At 69.1% G+C, this 14642-nt stretch carries 16 protein-coding genes; 5 read left to right on the top strand and 11 right to left on the bottom strand.

Annotated features, from left to right (window positions below; all coding sequences use genetic code 11):
• Positions 1 to 3: 3 nt before the first annotated feature.
• From pqqB to pqqA, 5 genes are all read right to left on the bottom strand, one after another.
• Positions 4 to 879, bottom strand: coding sequence for a pyrroloquinoline quinone biosynthesis protein PqqB (gene pqqB / locus DFR72_RS14990; RefSeq protein ID WP_090065556.1), 876 nt, complete (start codon positions 877 to 879; stop codon positions 4 to 6).
• A complete protein-coding gene (pqqE, locus tag DFR72_RS14985) occupies positions 876 to 1955 on the bottom strand; it encodes a pyrroloquinoline quinone biosynthesis protein PqqE (RefSeq protein WP_090065557.1) in 1080 nt (359 codons plus the stop codon). The genes pqqB and pqqE overlap by 4 nt, the downstream gene beginning before the upstream one ends.
• On the bottom strand, positions 1948 to 2226 hold the full coding sequence (pqqD, locus tag DFR72_RS14980; protein ID WP_245982957.1) for a pyrroloquinoline quinone biosynthesis peptide chaperone PqqD: 279 nt from the start codon (positions 2224 to 2226) through the stop codon (positions 1948 to 1950). The genes pqqE and pqqD overlap by 8 nt, the downstream gene beginning before the upstream one ends.
• Entirely contained in the window at positions 2223 to 2918 is a 696-nt protein-coding gene (pqqC, locus tag DFR72_RS14975; RefSeq protein WP_090065558.1) for a pyrroloquinoline-quinone synthase PqqC, read from the bottom strand. The genes pqqD and pqqC overlap by 4 nt, the downstream gene beginning before the upstream one ends.
• Before the next feature lie 79 nt (positions 2919 to 2997).
• Positions 2998 to 3120, bottom strand: coding sequence for a pyrroloquinoline quinone precursor peptide PqqA (gene pqqA / locus DFR72_RS14970; protein WP_114773677.1), 123 nt, complete (start codon positions 3118 to 3120; stop codon positions 2998 to 3000).
• A 289-nt stretch (positions 3121 to 3409) separates the two neighbouring features.
• Here pqqA and DFR72_RS14965 point away from each other — a divergent pair, with 289 nt between their 5' ends.
• A complete protein-coding gene (locus tag DFR72_RS14965) occupies positions 3410 to 4444 on the top strand; it encodes a PQQ-dependent sugar dehydrogenase (RefSeq protein ID WP_090065560.1) in 1035 nt (344 codons plus the stop codon).
• A gap of 29 nt (positions 4445 to 4473) precedes the next feature.
• Here the strand turns inward: DFR72_RS14965 and DFR72_RS14960 are convergent, their stop codons facing one another.
• The 3 genes from DFR72_RS14960 to DFR72_RS14950 all read right to left on the bottom strand — a co-directional run bounded on the left by DFR72_RS14960 (position 4474) and on the right by DFR72_RS14950 (position 7791).
• Positions 4474 to 5628, bottom strand: a complete 1155-nt coding sequence (locus DFR72_RS14960; RefSeq protein WP_245982955.1) for a polysaccharide deacetylase family protein — start codon at positions 5626 to 5628, stop codon at positions 4474 to 4476.
• A gap of 70 nt (positions 5629 to 5698) precedes the next feature.
• The gene (locus DFR72_RS14955) at positions 5699 to 6418 is read right to left on the bottom strand and encodes a class F sortase (protein WP_245982953.1); all 720 of its coding nucleotides are present in this window, start codon (positions 6416 to 6418) and stop codon (positions 5699 to 5701) included.
• Complete coding sequence (locus DFR72_RS14950; protein ID WP_090065562.1) at positions 6403 to 7791, bottom strand: MSCRAMM family protein; 1389 nt, start codon at positions 7789 to 7791, stop codon at positions 6403 to 6405. The genes DFR72_RS14955 and DFR72_RS14950 overlap by 16 nt, the downstream gene beginning before the upstream one ends.
• Positions 7792 to 8110: 319 nt before the next feature.
• Between DFR72_RS14950 and DFR72_RS14945 the strand changes: the two genes are divergently transcribed.
• Both DFR72_RS14945 and DFR72_RS14940 read left to right on the top strand, forming a co-directional pair.
• On the top strand, positions 8111 to 8917 hold the full coding sequence (locus DFR72_RS14945) for a Bax inhibitor-1/YccA family protein (RefSeq protein WP_090065563.1): 807 nt from the start codon (positions 8111 to 8113) through the stop codon (positions 8915 to 8917).
• Between the two features lie 95 nt (positions 8918 to 9012).
• Positions 9013 to 9423: a GNAT family N-acetyltransferase gene (locus DFR72_RS14940; RefSeq protein WP_245982951.1), complete on the top strand. Its 411-nt coding sequence runs from the start codon at positions 9013 to 9015 to the stop codon at positions 9421 to 9423.
• On the opposite strand, the gene DFR72_RS14935 is transcribed toward DFR72_RS14940, so the two are convergent.
• From DFR72_RS14935 to DFR72_RS14925, 3 genes are all read right to left on the bottom strand, one after another.
• A complete protein-coding gene (locus tag DFR72_RS14935; RefSeq protein WP_143086705.1) occupies positions 9420 to 9629 on the bottom strand; it encodes a hypothetical protein in 210 nt (69 codons plus the stop codon). The two genes, DFR72_RS14940 and DFR72_RS14935, sit on opposite strands and share 4 nt — an antisense overlap.
• Before the next feature lie 163 nt (positions 9630 to 9792).
• Positions 9793 to 11013, bottom strand: a complete 1221-nt coding sequence (locus DFR72_RS14930) for an acetyl-CoA C-acetyltransferase (RefSeq protein ID WP_090065565.1) — start codon at positions 11011 to 11013, stop codon at positions 9793 to 9795.
• Between the two features lie 91 nt (positions 11014 to 11104).
• Positions 11105 to 11977, bottom strand: coding sequence for an SGNH/GDSL hydrolase family protein (locus DFR72_RS14925; protein ID WP_090065834.1), 873 nt, complete (start codon positions 11975 to 11977; stop codon positions 11105 to 11107).
• Between the two features lie 119 nt (positions 11978 to 12096).
• Between DFR72_RS14925 and DFR72_RS14920 the strand changes: the two genes are divergently transcribed.
• On the top strand, positions 12097 to 13467 hold the full coding sequence (locus DFR72_RS14920; protein WP_090065566.1) for a cystathionine beta-synthase: 1371 nt from the start codon (positions 12097 to 12099) through the stop codon (positions 13465 to 13467).
• Between the two features lie 90 nt (positions 13468 to 13557).
• Positions 13558 to 14616: an RDD family protein gene (locus DFR72_RS47490; protein WP_090065567.1), complete on the top strand. Its 1059-nt coding sequence runs from the start codon at positions 13558 to 13560 to the stop codon at positions 14614 to 14616.
• Positions 14617 to 14642: the final 26 nt, after the last annotated feature.

Raw genomic sequence — 14642 nt, 5'->3', positions numbered from 1 at the left:
GATCTACAGCTCGATCACCGTGCCGTCCAACGGAACCTCGACGCCTGCCTCGCGCAGCTTCGCCGATTCCGGCGAGGACGGGTCGAGCACCGGGTTGGTGTTGTTGAGGTGCGTGTAGATCCGTCGCACCCCGGGAAACCGCCGCAGCTCGGGCAGGCTCGCCGTGATCGGCAGGTGGCCCATCGCGGCCTGGCCGGACGAGCTGCCGGTCGCCGCCCCCATCTCCGAGGCCGCGTAGAAGGTGCCGTCGAGCAGCAGGCAGTCGGCACCGGCCACCACCTCGTCGAACCCGGCGGGCCACGACGCGAGGCAGGGCGCGTACACCAGCACGCCGCCGGAAACGGGATCCTCGAAGCGGTAGGCGACCACCCAATGGCCGTCCACGGTGGACGACCGGGCGTACTTCGGGCGCTTGCCGCTGATCGGGATCACCGAGACCCGCAGCCCACCGACCTCGAAGGTCTCGTCGACCTCACGCCACGCCACCGGCGCGTAGCCGTCGATCACGGTGCGCAGGTCGAACTGGTCCTTCAACGCGTGCAGGACCGTGCCCGGTGCCCACACCGTCAGGCCCGCACCGCCCCGCAACGTCAGCAGCCCCAGCGTGTGATCGAGCTCGGCGTCCGTGAACAGAGCGCCGCGCAACGGCGTGTCGCGCGCTCCAGGGCCAGGGTTCAGCAACGAACACGAGGCGATCTGCGACCGGATGTCCGGGGAGGCGTTGACCAGCCACCAGTCGGTGCCGTTGCCGCTGATCGCCAGGCAGTCCTGCGACCGCGAGGGCAACTCGCCGGAACGGGCGCGCACGCACAGCGGGCAGGCGCAGTTCCACTGCGGGAACCCGCCCCCTGCCGTCGTGCCGAGCAGGACCGCCTTCACCGCATCTTCCTCATCGCCATCGAGGGCACCTCGGACGGCGCTATCTCGTTCTCCAGGATCAGGTCCACAGTGGACCGCTCGGGTGACAGGGAGCAGACGGGATCGGTCGCGGCGGCGTCCCCCGTCAGCTGGAACGCCTGGCATCGGCAGCCGCCGAAGTCGATCTCCTTGCGCGGGCAGGAGCGGCACGGGTCCTGCATCCACTCGAAGCCGCGGAAGGCGTTGAACGACGGCGAGTGGTGCCAGATGTCGTGCAACGAGGAGTCGCGCACGTTCTCGATCTCCAGTGACGAGATGACCGTGGCGGCGGGACAGGGGAGCACGTCGCCGTTCGGTGCCACCGTCAGCTGCCGTGCACCCCACCCGTACATGCAGGGTTTCGGGTGGGCCTCGTGGTAGTCCGCGATGACGTAGACGATCTCCATCCGCCCGCGCAGGCGTTCCTGCGCCGCGGCCACCACCGGGTCGGCGACGGCGAGCTGGGCACGGGTCGGCAGCAGCACCGCGCGGTTGCGCAGGGCCCAGCCGTAGTACTGGGTGTTGGCGAGCTCCAGGCGCTCGGCGCCCATCTGCTCCGCCATCGCGATGATGCCGGCGATGTTGTCGAGGTTCTGCCGGTGCAGCACCGTGTTCACGGTCAGCGGCAGGCCCTCGTCGAGCACGTGGGCCGCGGCCTCCACCTTCCGGTCGAACGCCTTGATGCCCGCGATCCGGTCGTTGCCCTCCCGCGTCGCGTCCTGCAGGGAGAGCTGCACGTGGTCGACCCCCGCGGAGGCCAGCGAACGCAACCGGTCGCGCGAGAGACCGACTCCCGAAGTGACCAGGTTGACGTAACAGCCGAGGCTGTTCGCGTGTGCCACCAGCTCCGGCAGATCGGGCCGCAGCAACGGTTCGCCGCCGGACAGGTGGATCTGCAACGCCCCCAGGGACCGCGCCTGGTCGAAGACGCGCCGCCAGTCCTCGGTCGGCAGCTCGGCGTCGCGGCGGACCAGCTCCAGCGGGTTCGAGCAGTAGCCGCACTGCAACGGGCACCGGTGCGTGAGCTCGGCCAGCAGGCCGAAAGGTGCCTCAGCCATCGACGTCCACCACCCTTCGTTCGACCATGCGGCCGACCAGCGAAGCGATGTCCCCCGGCTCGACGCCGTCGTACTCGTCGGCCAGTGCCACGGCGATGTCGCCGACGGATCGAACGCCGTCACAAAGCGCCACAACGGAAGCCGCGGTCTCGTTCAGCACCAGCACGCCCTCGGGGAACAGCACCACGTGCGCGGAACGGATCTGGTCGTAGGTGCACTTCACACCGCGCCGGATCCGCGGCACGGCGTCCAGCGCGACGGCCGTCGTCACGGCTTTCCCTTGCCCGAGTAGTAGTCGACGGCGTCCAGCGCGGCCCGCAGCACGTCGCACTTGAACGACAGCGCGGACACCGCGGCCAGCTGCTGCTCGCGGGTGGTCGAATGCTCGACCACGATGTCCAAAGTGGCCCGTCCCTCACCGGCGATCGCCTGGATCCGGTCGGTGAAGTAGGCGAAACCCTCCTCGGCGATCCACGGGTACTGCTCCCGCAGCGCCGCCAAACGCTTGCGCATCAACGCACCCGAGAACATCTCGGTGAGACCGGAGGCGATCCCGACGACCCACGGTTGCGTACGCGCGAAGTTCACGTAGGCGTCGACGGCGAAGCGCGTGCCGGGCAGCACGTGCCGTTCGTCGAGCACCTCCTCCCGCGTCAGCCCGACGGCCTCCGCGAGGCGGATCCAGTTCTCCGCGCCGCCTTCACCCGGCCGGGTTCCGTCGTGCCAGACGATCCGCTCACGCCACTGGCGGCGAATTTCCGGCAGCGGGCAGTTGGAGAGGATCGCGGCGTCCTTCTGCGCGATGCAACGCTGGTAGTACCAGCGGTTCGCGGCCCACGCCTGCAGCTCGTGCTTGCTCAGCTGTCCGGCGTGCATGCGCAGGTGGAACGGGTGGCTGTCCCAGTACCGGGGTGCGAGGGCGCGCAGCTCGGCGACGAACTCCGCGGGGGCGACGGCAGACATGGGCGGGAACTCCTCCAGGAACGCGCGCGGGGCCGGGGTTCCCGGCAGCCTGCCAGGAACCCCGGCGCGATGCCTGACGTCAGCTGCGGGCCGCGTAGGCGGTGACCTCCATCGGCGTCTCGAAGTCGCGGAAGTCGGGCTTGACCCACTCGCGCCTGACCTCGGGCAGCTTCGTCTCGCTGGTGGTGACGGCAACGTTCATGGCGCAACTCCTCGGGTGTCCGGCCCGCATGCCCTACTGGGCGTGCAAGCGCTTTCCGTTGGGGCGCGGCGGCGAACCACACGGTAGGTGGTCCGTGCCGCCACGGTCTAGACCGTACAGAAAGTTGCCCGAAGTCATCGGAGGGATGAACCCTCGTTTCGTCCTCCGGGAGGCCGGGAATCCCGGTACATCGGACCACTGTTGCGGGCCGATGCGATGTGTGATTGCTTAAGCACGCCCTGCAACACCGCCGCCGCAGACAACTACGAGCGGACCCGAAGGAGAGCACATGCGTGCTCGTCGTATCGCAGCAGCGGCAGCCTGCACTGCCCTTGCCGCATCCCTCTGCGCACTGCCCGCATCGGCACAGGACGATCCCTCGGTCCTCGCCGAACGGACGCTCGCCACGAAGCTGGACATCCCGTGGGACATCGAGTTCCTGCCGGACGGCAGCGGCATCTTCACCGAGCGGGACACCAGGAAGATCAAGAAGATCTCGGGCACCACGGTGACCGAACTGGACACGGTGGAACAGGCCCAGCTGACCGGTGGTGAGGGCGGCCTGCTCGGCCTCGCCGTGTCGAAGAGCTTCGCGACCGACAACTCGGTCTTCATCTACTACTCGACCGCCAGCGACAACCGCGTCGCCAAGCTCCAGCTCGGTGGCACGCCGCAGCCGATCGTCACCGGGATCCCCAAGAACCGCTACCACAACGGCGGCGGCCTCGAATGGGGTCCGGACGGCTTCCTGTGGGCCACCACGGGCGACGGCCAGAACACCGCCTTCGCGCAGGACTGGAACTCGCTGGGCGGCAAGGTCCTGCGCTTCGACGCGACGGGCAAGCCCGCTGCCGGCAACCCTCGCGCCGGCAGCGTCGTCTACTCGATCGGTCACCGCAACGTCCAGGGCATCACGTGGATCGGCAACACCGCGTACGCCACGGAGTTCGGCAACAGCAGGACCGACGAGGTCAACCGGATCGAGGCCGGCAAGAACTACGGCTGGCCGACGTGTGAGGGCAACTGCAACACGGCGGGCATGACCAACCCGGTCAAGACGTGGTCCACCAGCCAGGCCGGCCCGACCGGCATCGCGTTCTACAAGAACGCCCTGTACGTCGGCGCCGTCACCGGCAAGCGCGTGTGGAAGATCCCGGTGAACGGCACCACGCTCGGCACCCCGCAGGCGGTGTTCACGAGCTACGGCCGCGTGCGCGCGGTGGCTCCGGCGCCGGACGGCACGTTGTGGCTGGGCACGTCCAACCAGGACGCCAACGGCTCACCCGGCGCGAACGACGACCGGATCATCTCGACCGACGGCTAGAGGTCGTTGCCAGAGGTCATTGCCAGAAGTCATTGCCAGTTGCGGGCAGCGGGCATCCGGCGGAGCTGGTCCAGCACCGCCGGGTCCTGCAGCTGCATCCACTGGATCACCTCGGTGTAGGTGGCGCACACCGTCTCCGGCTTGTCGCACACGAACTCCATGAACTGCTCCATCGCCGTCGAGAAAGCGTTGCCGTTCCACTCGTTGAAGTGGTTGCCGACGACGATCGGCGCGCGGTTGCCGTTCAACGCGGCCTGGTGCACCGACTTGTAGGTGTCGAGGACGATCTGGGCGAAGTCGGCCGCGCGCCAGGGCTCGTTCTTCGCCTGGTTGAGCGAGTACCAGAGGTTGAAGTCCATCATGACGACCTGCTTGCCCAGCGCGGGAACGCGGACCTCGGGCATCGGGAACTCGTACAGTCCGTTCTGGACGGTCGGCCACTGCACGCCGAGCGCGACCTTGCTGGTGTCGTAGACGAGCCCGTTCGCGGCCATCGCCGGGAAAGCCTGGTCCCAGTTGCCTTCAAGGCATGGCGTCCGTCCACCCCGGACGGCGTCGGCGGGCAGGTTGAGCCCGGCGGCGCGGGACTTGTCGACGATCTGCTTGAACTGGGCGAGCTCCGCGTTCCAGGCCGCGGTGTCCCACTTGTCGACCGACGGCTGGGTGCCGTTCGAGCAGAAGTGGCCGTTGTAGTGCGTGCCGATCTCGTGGCCGTCGGCGATCACCTGGTTCAGGTAGCCGATCCGCGAGGCGACGTCCTGCCTGGTGCCGCCGAAGTCGATGTCGGACAGGCCGCGCTTGAGGCCCGCCGGCGGCTGGTACTGGCTCTTGTCCGGGTCCGCCAGCATGTAGACGCCCGACAGCAGACCCGTCACGTGCGCGTTCTTGGACTTGGCGATCGGCAGGACCTTGTCCCAGTGCTGCTTCGACACCGCGCCGTCGAACGAGAAGAGCACGAACTGCGGTGGCTTCTCACCCGGCGTCAGCTTGTGCATCCACGGCTGCTTCTGCACCTGCTCGGGTGTGGGTGCGGGGACCGTCGGCGTCGGTCCCGCGTCCTTGGGAGCGGGCAGCCGCGGTGCCATCGGCAACGGGCCGGAGTCCGCCTGGTTCGCCGGGCCCTCGTGAGACCCCAGCGTCATCACCACCGCCAGAACCAGTCCCAGAGCAAGGCCCGTGGTCAACCATCCCCACCGTTTCACACCTTAGGAGACGACTGATTACCCGAACGGGTTGCGCGAGGTGCGCGATTGGTCACTGAACGGGTTCGGCGATGACCACTCGGTTCGCTTCGTACCCCTGCTGACCGCCGACCCACGTGCCACCGCAGGTGACCAGGACGAGCCGGTGCGGTCCACGCGGCCCGAAGAACTCGACGGCGCGCGCCGGGAGCTCCTCCTTGCGGATGGTCTCGATCTGCCTGATGCGGAACTTGAACTCCTTGCCCGCGCTGTCGGCGATCACGACCTCACGGCCGTTCTGCGCCTGCCACAGCTCCGCGAACGGGCCCTTCGCGCCCTTCCAGTCGACGTGCCCGGCCAGCACCGTCGCCCCCTCGGCGCCCGCGAGCTCGGTGCCCCACCAGGTCGCCTCGCCGATGCCGTCGGGCACCGGCAGCACGCCGTCCTCGACCTCCTTGCGCACCAGCGTCGCGGAACCGCCCGCGGGCAGCCGGACCGAGCCCGGACCGGCCTTGGGCGGCGCGGGCTGTTGCTGCTGCGGTTGCTGCTGAGTGGGGTCGGCGGGCCTGGCGTTGGCCGTGTTCGCACCGCCGATCAACCCGGTGAGGTCGGGGCCGCGGCCGGTGCTCAGGCTGTCCGCGACCGGCCCCGGTCCCACCACCGGGATCTCGTCCGCGACCGCGCGTCCGGGGAGGACGTCGGTCTCGGACGTGGTGACCAGCACGCTGGCGGCGGCCACACCCGCCACCAGCGCACCGGTCAGAAAAGCCTTGGGACTCACTGCCTGCGCCACACCAGCAAGCCTGCCAGCGCCGCGCCGAGCAGCACCAGGCCACCCACCGTCAGCATCAGTCCCGGACGCAGCGCCATGTCGAACGACGCGGTGGCGACCGGCGTCTGGCCGTCCGCGCCGGCGGGGATCGTGCTCGGCACGACCGGCTTGTTCGGCTTGTTCACCAGTTCGAGCGCGAGCGTCTGACCCGCGGCGAGCGTGCCGCACGCGGACGGCGGCGCCTTCGGGTCGAAGAACTCCTCATAACCCTTGGGAGCGGCCACCTCGACGAGGCAGATCTCCTGCGGCGTGCGCAGGTCCGGCACCTCGACCGTGCCGTCGGGGCCGGTCTGCAGCACCAGCGGCTTGCCGTCCGTGCCGACGAGGTCGGTGTCGTCCTGCTTCTTCGCCGCCGACGTCTGGTCCTTGGCGGTGACGCGCAGCGCGACGCCCGGGATGGACTTCTTCGTCTCGGAGTCGATCTTCGTGATCTTCACGGCGCCGGGCGCGGTCTTGGCCTGGGCGTTCGCGGCGGCGTTCAGCTTCTTCTCGCCGCCGGTCGTGACCATGCGCTGCATGTCGTCCGTCTGGATCGGGAAGTGCACGACGGGCCGGTCGGCGGGGGAGTCCGCGACGGCCGCGATCGACGGCTTCGGCCCGGTCGCGACGATCTTCACCGTCGCCGGCTGACCGTCCGCGCCCGTGGTGGCCGTGCCGCTGGTCTTGCCGTCGGCCAGCGTGGCGTCGGTCAGGGTGAAGTTGATGGGCGCGTTCGTGACGCCCTTGTCGTTGGCCTTGAGCAGCGCGAGCGTCCAGGCCGACTCGGTGCCGATGATCAGCGGTTCCTTCGGCGCGGTCGCGCTGAGCGTCCACGGCCCGCGGTTCGCCTCGGCGTCGGCCTTCAGGCGCGCGACGGTGTCCAGGACCGGCTGGGGGAGCCGCGCGGCGTAGAAGGGCGCGTCGTAGGCGAGGAACTTCGGGTCGGTCGTGTCGAGCCGCACCGCGCCGTCGGGCACCGACGTCCAGCTGTGCAGCAGGTGCGCGAGCGCGGCGGCCTCCTCCGGCGACTTGGTCGTGGAGTAGCGCAGCAGCAGGTAGGAGATGTTCGCCGCGACGCCGGCGTCGAGCTTCTTGCCGGCCTTGGTCAGCAGTTCGTCGCCCTCGCGGTAGCCGACACCGCTGTCGGGCGCGGGCAGTGCGTACTGCACGCACCACACCTGCTTGTCCTGCCAGATGTATGACCCGTGCCACTCGCTGCCCGGTGTGGCGTTGGGCTGGAGCCCTGACGCGTTGTGGCCGATGCCCTTGACGCCGACCGCTGACGCCGTCGCGGGAACGGTCAGGAGCGCGAGCCCCGAGACCATCGCCACGGCGGCCAGACGTTTCCAGCCCATTTGGATCTTGATCCCCTCTGACCTGCGGATTATCCCGCGTGCGAGCTTGTCGGTCCCCCACACCGGGGACAAGCCGCCACGAGGGGGAAGTCTCTCGCTACTCTGCGTGTGAACGTGATTGGAATGTGACGCGGCTTACGCAGTTCGGGTCGGACACGCCGCGACACGCCGTAGTCGTATAACGCTCTGGAGTTGGCGCAGTATTTGCGCACGTGTGATCGTCGTCGGGGGTAAAGTCGCCTTTACCGATGGGGAACATGGCACCGAGCGTGCTCGTTGAACCCAGTGACGGCGTAAAGCAACGCCACAGGAGGATCAGGTGCGCTCGAGCAGCAACCCGGCCTTCCGCAACCTGCCGACCGGCGGCGGGTACGGAGGCTACGCAGGCTTCGGCCAGCCAGAGCAGGCTGGCTACCAGCAGGCCCCGCCGCCGCTGACCAGCGAGCGGCCGATGACGATCGACGACGTGGTCACCAAGACGGGCATGACGCTCGCCCTGGTCGCCACGACGGCCGTCATCACGTACCTCATGAAGGCGTGGGGTCTGCTGTTCCCCGCGGCGATCATCGGTCTGGTGCTCGCCCTCGTCATCATGTTCAAGAAGATGCCGAGCCCGCCGCTCGTCCTCGCCTACGCCGCCGTCGAAGGTGTCTTCCTCGGCGCGTTCAGCGGGATCATCGGCAACATGGTCGACCGCATGACCGGCAACCCGGGTCAGGGTGTCGTGATGATCGGTCAGGCCATCATCGGCACGCTCGGCGTGTTCTTCGGAATGCTCGTCGTCTACAAGACGGGTGCGATCCGCGTCACGCCGAAGTTCACCAAGTGGATCGTCGGCGCGATCATCGGCGTCGGCATCCTCATGCTCTTCAACCTGGTCATGAGCTTCTTCACCGACGGCGGCCTCGGCCTCCGCAGCGGTGGCCCGCTCGCGATCATCTTCAGCCTCGTCTGCATCGGCCTCGCGGCGTTCAGCTTCCTGATCGACTTCGACGCCGCCGACCAGGCGATCCGCGCCGGCGTGCCGGCCAAGTTCGCGTGGCAGATCGCGTTCGGTCTCACGGTCACCCTGGTGTGGCTGTACACCGAGATCCTGCGCCTGCTGTCGTACTTCAACTCGGACTGACGCTTCGGGTGTGCTGGAGGGGCGTTCCGCCGCGGCGGGGCGCCCCTTCGGCGTTCTGCGGGGAAGCACCGGGAATTCAACTTCGGGGGGAATGCGTGGACTCCGCATATCGGCTCGTCATGGAACCGCCGTCAGTCGACGACTACCTGCGCTTGCGCGAGGAATCCGGGCTGAGCGCGCGAACTCGCGAAGAAGCCGAAAAAGGCATCAACGGCGCATGGGCCAGCGCCAGTGCCATTCACGTGGAATCAGGTGAAACCGCGGGCATGGGCCGGGTGCTCGGCGACGGCGGCTGGTACTTCGTCATCATCGACATGGCGGTGCTGCCCGAGCACCAACGCAAAGGCATCGGCGACGCGATCATGACCGCCCTGCTGGCGAGGATCTACGAATCCTCTCCGGGCGCTCAGGTCAGTCTGCTCGCCGATCCGCCCGGCCGCCGCCTCTACGCACGACATGGCTTCGTGGAGAGCGCACCGGGCTCGATCGGGATGTGGCGGCGCTAAGCCCGCCAGCGCACGTCCGGCAGTTCGGTGCCCACCTTGATCAGGCAGTTCATGCAGAGAGCACCCGCCTGCGCGCGCGACACCCGCTCGTCGGGCACCGAATGTTCGCAGACGGCTTCGTAAAAGCTGCGGGGACCATCGGCTTGGTCGAGCGGGAAAGCATGGCATTGCAGGTCATATTCGCTTTGCCACCACACGTAGGGCATGTCCGACCCCTCCTTGCTCATCGGTAGGGACGGACTTCCCCTCGCCTGATGACGCCATTGCGCGATGATTCATCTCATCGGCAGGAAGGGTGCAGGCAAGTAGCTCCGTTCGGGTGATACGGAGCCACTTGCAAGCGTCAATTTGCAGATCTTGAGCGAAAGATCAGCTCAGGCGCTCGATGACCATCGCCATGCCCTGACCGCCGCCGACGCACATCGTTTCCAGACCGAACTGCTTGTCGTGGAACTGCAGCGAATTGATCAAGGTCGTGGTGATGCGCGCGCCGGTCATGCCGAACGGGTGGCCGACCGCGATGGCGCCGCCGTTCACGTTCAGGCGGTCGAGGTCGATCCCGAGGTCCTGGTAGGACGGGATGACCTGGGCGGCGAACGCCTCGTTGATCTCCACGAGGTCGATGTCGGAGACCGACAGGCCCGCCAGCGCCAGCGCGCGCTTCGAGGCCTCGACCGGGCCGAGGCCCATGATCTCGGGGGACAGGCCGGAGACACCGGTCGACACGATCCGGGCCAGCGGCGTGAGGCCGAGCTCGCGGGCCTTCGTGTCGGACATGATCACGAGGGCCGCGGCGCCGTCGTTCAGCGCGCAGCAGTTGCCGGCGTTGATGCGGCCGTCGGGACGGAAGACGGGCTTGAGCTGGGACACGGCCTCGTACGTGACGCCGGCGCGCGGGCCGTCGTCGGTCGAGACCACGGTGCCGTCGGGCAGCGTGACCGGCGTGATCTCGCGGGCCCAGAAGCCGTCGGCGATGGCCTTCTCGGCGAGGTTCTGCGAGCGGACGCCGAACTCGTCCATCTCCTGGCGCGAGACGCCCTTGAGCAGAGCCAGGTTCTCGGCGGTCTGACCCATCGGGACGTAGACGTCCGGCACGACGTCGACCGAACGCGGGTCCACCCACTCCGAGGCACCGGCCTGGGCGACGGAGGCGGTGCGCGCCTCGGCCTCGCCGAACAGCGGGTTGTGCGTGTCCGGCCACGAGTCGGAGCTGCCCTTGGCGAACCGCGACACGGTCTCGACGCCGGCGCTGATGAACACGTCGCCCTCGCCCGCCTTGATGGCGTGCAGGGCCATGCGCGTGGTCTGCAGCGACGAAGCGCAGTACCGGGTCACCGTGGTGCCGGGCAGGTTGTCGTAACCCAGCAGCACGGCGACGATGCGCGCCATGTTGAAGCCCTGCTCACCGCCGGGCAGGCCGCAGCCGAGCATCAGGTCGTCGATCTGCGCGGGGTCGAGCTGCGGCACCTTGTCCAGTGCCGCGCGGATCATCCGCGCCACCAGGTCGTCGGGCCGAACGTCCTTCAGCGAACCCTTGCCCGCACGGCCGATGGGGGAGCGGGCGGCGGAGACGATCACGGCCTCAGGCATCACGAAACTCCTCGTTGAGAGTCAAGGTTGCCTTCGAGCCTAGTTAACGCCCGCTCACCACGGCCAGCGCGAGTGACGAGAATTCCGAAACTCAAGCGTGCCGCTTCTGCAGCCACGCCGGCACGCGGGACGGCCGCACCGCCAGCGCCGCCGCGGACGGCAGCCGCACGACAGGGGCGACCCAGCCCGGCCACAGCCCCGCCACCTGGCACAACGGCGCCAGCAGCACACCGGCCGCGGCCTCGTAGCCGATCGCGCTGGGGTGGAAGCGGTCCGAACTGAACATGTCGGTGTGCCGTGCCGTGAACTCCGGCGCCAGGAGGTTCCCCAGCGGCACCGGCACACCACCCGCCCGGCGCACCGCGGCGGTCTGCGCGGCCGCGAGACGCAGGCTGTACCGGCGCCTGACCATCCGCAACGGCTGGGGGATCGGCCGCACGATCCCGAGATCGGGACACGTGCCGACGACCACGCCGCACCCGACCGCGCGCAGCCTGCCCACCTGCTCCGCCAGCAACCGGGCGGACTCGGCGGTGCCCAGCCGCGACGTCACGTCGTTCGCGCCGATGATGATCAACGCGACCTCGGGCACGTCCCGCACGGCCGCGTCGACCTGCGGCACCAGATCACGCGTGGTCGAGCCGCTGATCGCGTACGTCGACAGGCGCACCGGCCGGCCGGCCTCCGCCGCCAGCGCCTCGGCCAGCAACACGCCCGGCATCTGCGAGGGATGGGTCACACCGACACCCACCGCCATCGAGTCGCCGAGCACCGCCAGGCGCACCGGATCACCGCCGTCGTCGAGGTACACGCCGTCCGGCGCGGGCCAGAGGTGCTCCAGCACGCCGATGGCCGCACGAGCACGTCGTCCCTGCTCAGTGAGCAGACCGACCACCGCGCCCGAGAGACCTCCGAGAGTCGCGGCGGTCATCGCCACCGCTCGCAGCGTCCGCAGTCCGATCATCCGCGGCACCCCCTTCCCACCGGAATCGTCGGCCTCGCCGTTCGAATCAACCTCTGCCGCGACTAGAGCTACGCTTCGTCCCGCTATCTCGGAGAGTGGGAGCAGGGGAGTAGATACCGGTGGAGTACGTCGAGCACGTCGTCGATCTGGTCGGCAACACGCCGCTGGTCAAGCTCAACTCCCTGACCACGGGGATCAAGGCCACGGTGCTGGCCAAGGTGGAGTACCTGAACCCCGGCGGCAGCGTGAAGGACCGCATCGCGCTGCGGATGGTCGAGGCCGCCGAGAAGTCCGGTGAGCTGCAGCCCGGCGGCACGATCGTCGAGCCGACCTCCGGCAACACGGGCGTCGGCCTCGCGCTGGTCGCCCAGCGCAAGGGCTACAAGTGCGTCTTCGTGTGCCCGGACAAGGTCAGCGAGGACAAGCGCAACGTCCTCAAGGCCTACGGCGCCGAGGTCGTGGTGTGCCCGACCGCCGTCGCGCCCGAGCACCCGGACTCCTACTACAACGTCTCGGACCGGCTCGTCCGCGAGATCCCCGGCGCGTGGAAGCCCGACCAGTACTCCAACCCGGAGAACCCGGCGAGCCACTACCACCAGACCGGCCCCGAGATCTGGCGCCAGACCGCCGGCAAGATCACGCACTTCGTCGCGGGCGTCGGCACCGGCGGCACGATCTCCGGCACCGGCCGCTACCTCAAGGAGATCTCGGACGGCGCCGTGAAGGTCATCGGCGCGGACCCGGAAGGCTCCGTCTACTCCGGCGGCACCGGCCGCCCGTACCTGGTCGAGGGCGTCGGCGAGGACTTCTGGCCCGAGGCCTACGACAAGACCATCTGCGACCAGATCGTCGAGGTCTCGGACGCGGACTCGTTCGACACCACCCGCCGCCTCGCCCGCGAGGAAGGCCTGCTCGTCGGCGGCTCCTGCGGCATGGCGGCCGCCGCGGCGCTGCGCATCGCGAAGGACCTGCCCGAGGACGCCGTCGTCGTCGTGATCCTCCCGGACGGCGGCCGCGGCTACCTGTCCAAGGTCTTCAACGACCGCTGGATGGCGTCCTACGGCTTCCTCCCGCCCGACTCGACCGGCGCGACCGTCGGCGACGTGCTGCGCCGCAAGGGCGGCATGCTCCCCGACCTCGTGCACGCGCACCCCAACGAGACCGTGGGCGACGCCGTCGCGATCCTGCGCGAGTTCGGTGTCTCGCAGATGCCCGTCGTCAACGCCGAACCGCCGATCATGGCGGCCGAGGTCGCCGGCGCCGTCAACGAGCGCGACCTGCTCGACGCCCTGTTCACCGGCAAGGCCCAGCTGTCCGACCGCCTGGACAAGCACATGTCACCGCCGTTGCCGACGCTCGGCGCCGGTGAGCCGGTCGGCATCGCCATGAACGCGCTCTCGAACGCCGACGCCGCCCTCGTCCTGGAGGACGGAAAGCCCGCCGGAGTCGTCACCCGACAGGACATTCTGGGGTTCTTGGCTGGTCGCTGAGCGTAGAAGCCGGTGCGTCCGATAGCGTGACGCCCCAGATCAACACCTGTCTCACTCGTACACGGCCCAGCCAAGGGGGTTGGAAACCGGATGAACGCTCCGCAGCCGCCAGGAAATCCGTTCGGCGGTCAGCCGCAGGAGCCCAACGCGGACGCAACGCAGATCGTCCCGGGGGGTGGCCAGCCGTCCGCGGCGAACCCGAACCCGGACGCGACGCAGGTCGTCTCGCCAGGGCAGTCTCCTGCCGCACCGCAGCAGAACGCGGACGCCACCCAGGTCGTCAGCCCCGGTCAGGTGCCGCCCGCCTCGGGTGGTTTCCCGGCACAGGGACCCGGCTCCGGCGGGTTCCCCGCCCAGCCGCCGGCCTACGGCGCTCCGCAGCAGCCCTACGGTGCTCCTCAGCAGCAGCCTTACGGCGCTCCGCAGTCCAACCCGTACGGCCAGCCGCAACAGCAGCAGCCCTACGGCGCTCCGCAGCAGCCTTACGGTGCTCCGCAGTCGAACCCGTACGGCCAGCCGCAGCAGCAGGCCTACGGCCAGCCCGGTGGCTACGGCCAGCCCGCCTACGGCATGGCCCCGCCGCCTCCCACCGGCTACGCCGAGTGGGGCTCGCGCTTCATCGGCGGCCTGATCGACTACGCGGCACCGACCGTCGTCACGGTGATCCTCTACTACGTGGTCATCGGCATCGCGATCGCTTCCGACGCCCCCGGTCTCACGTTGCTCGCCCTCCCGATCTGGATCGCGAACTTCGGCTTCATCATCTGGAACACGGTGGTGAAGCAGGGCCAGACCGGTCAGTCGCTCGGCAAGAAGGTCGCGAAGATCAGGCTCCTCGGCGAGGAGACCCAGCAGCCGCTGGGCGGCGGTACGACGTTCGTGCGCTACCTGTGCCACATCGTCGACGGCCTGCCCTGCTACGCGGGCTTCTTCGCCCCGCTGTGGGAGCCGAAGAAGCAGACCTGGGCCGACAAGATCATGAAGTCCATCGTGGTCAACGCCCCGGAGACCGGTTCGCCCTACGGCGGCACCGGCGGTTACCCGCAGCAGCCCGGCACCGGCGGCTACCCGCAGCAGCAGCCCCCGCAGCAGGGCGGCTACGGCCAGCCCCCGCAGCAGGGCTACGGCGGTCAGCAGCAGGGCTGGTAAAGCCCCAAGGGCGTCGATGCACGCCC

The sequence above is a fragment of the Lentzea flaviverrucosa genome, assembly GCF_003350445.1.
Lineage (GTDB): Bacteria > Actinomycetota > Actinomycetes > Mycobacteriales > Pseudonocardiaceae > Lentzea > Lentzea californiensis.
This window is presented reverse-complemented; position numbering and strand designations above follow the sequence as displayed.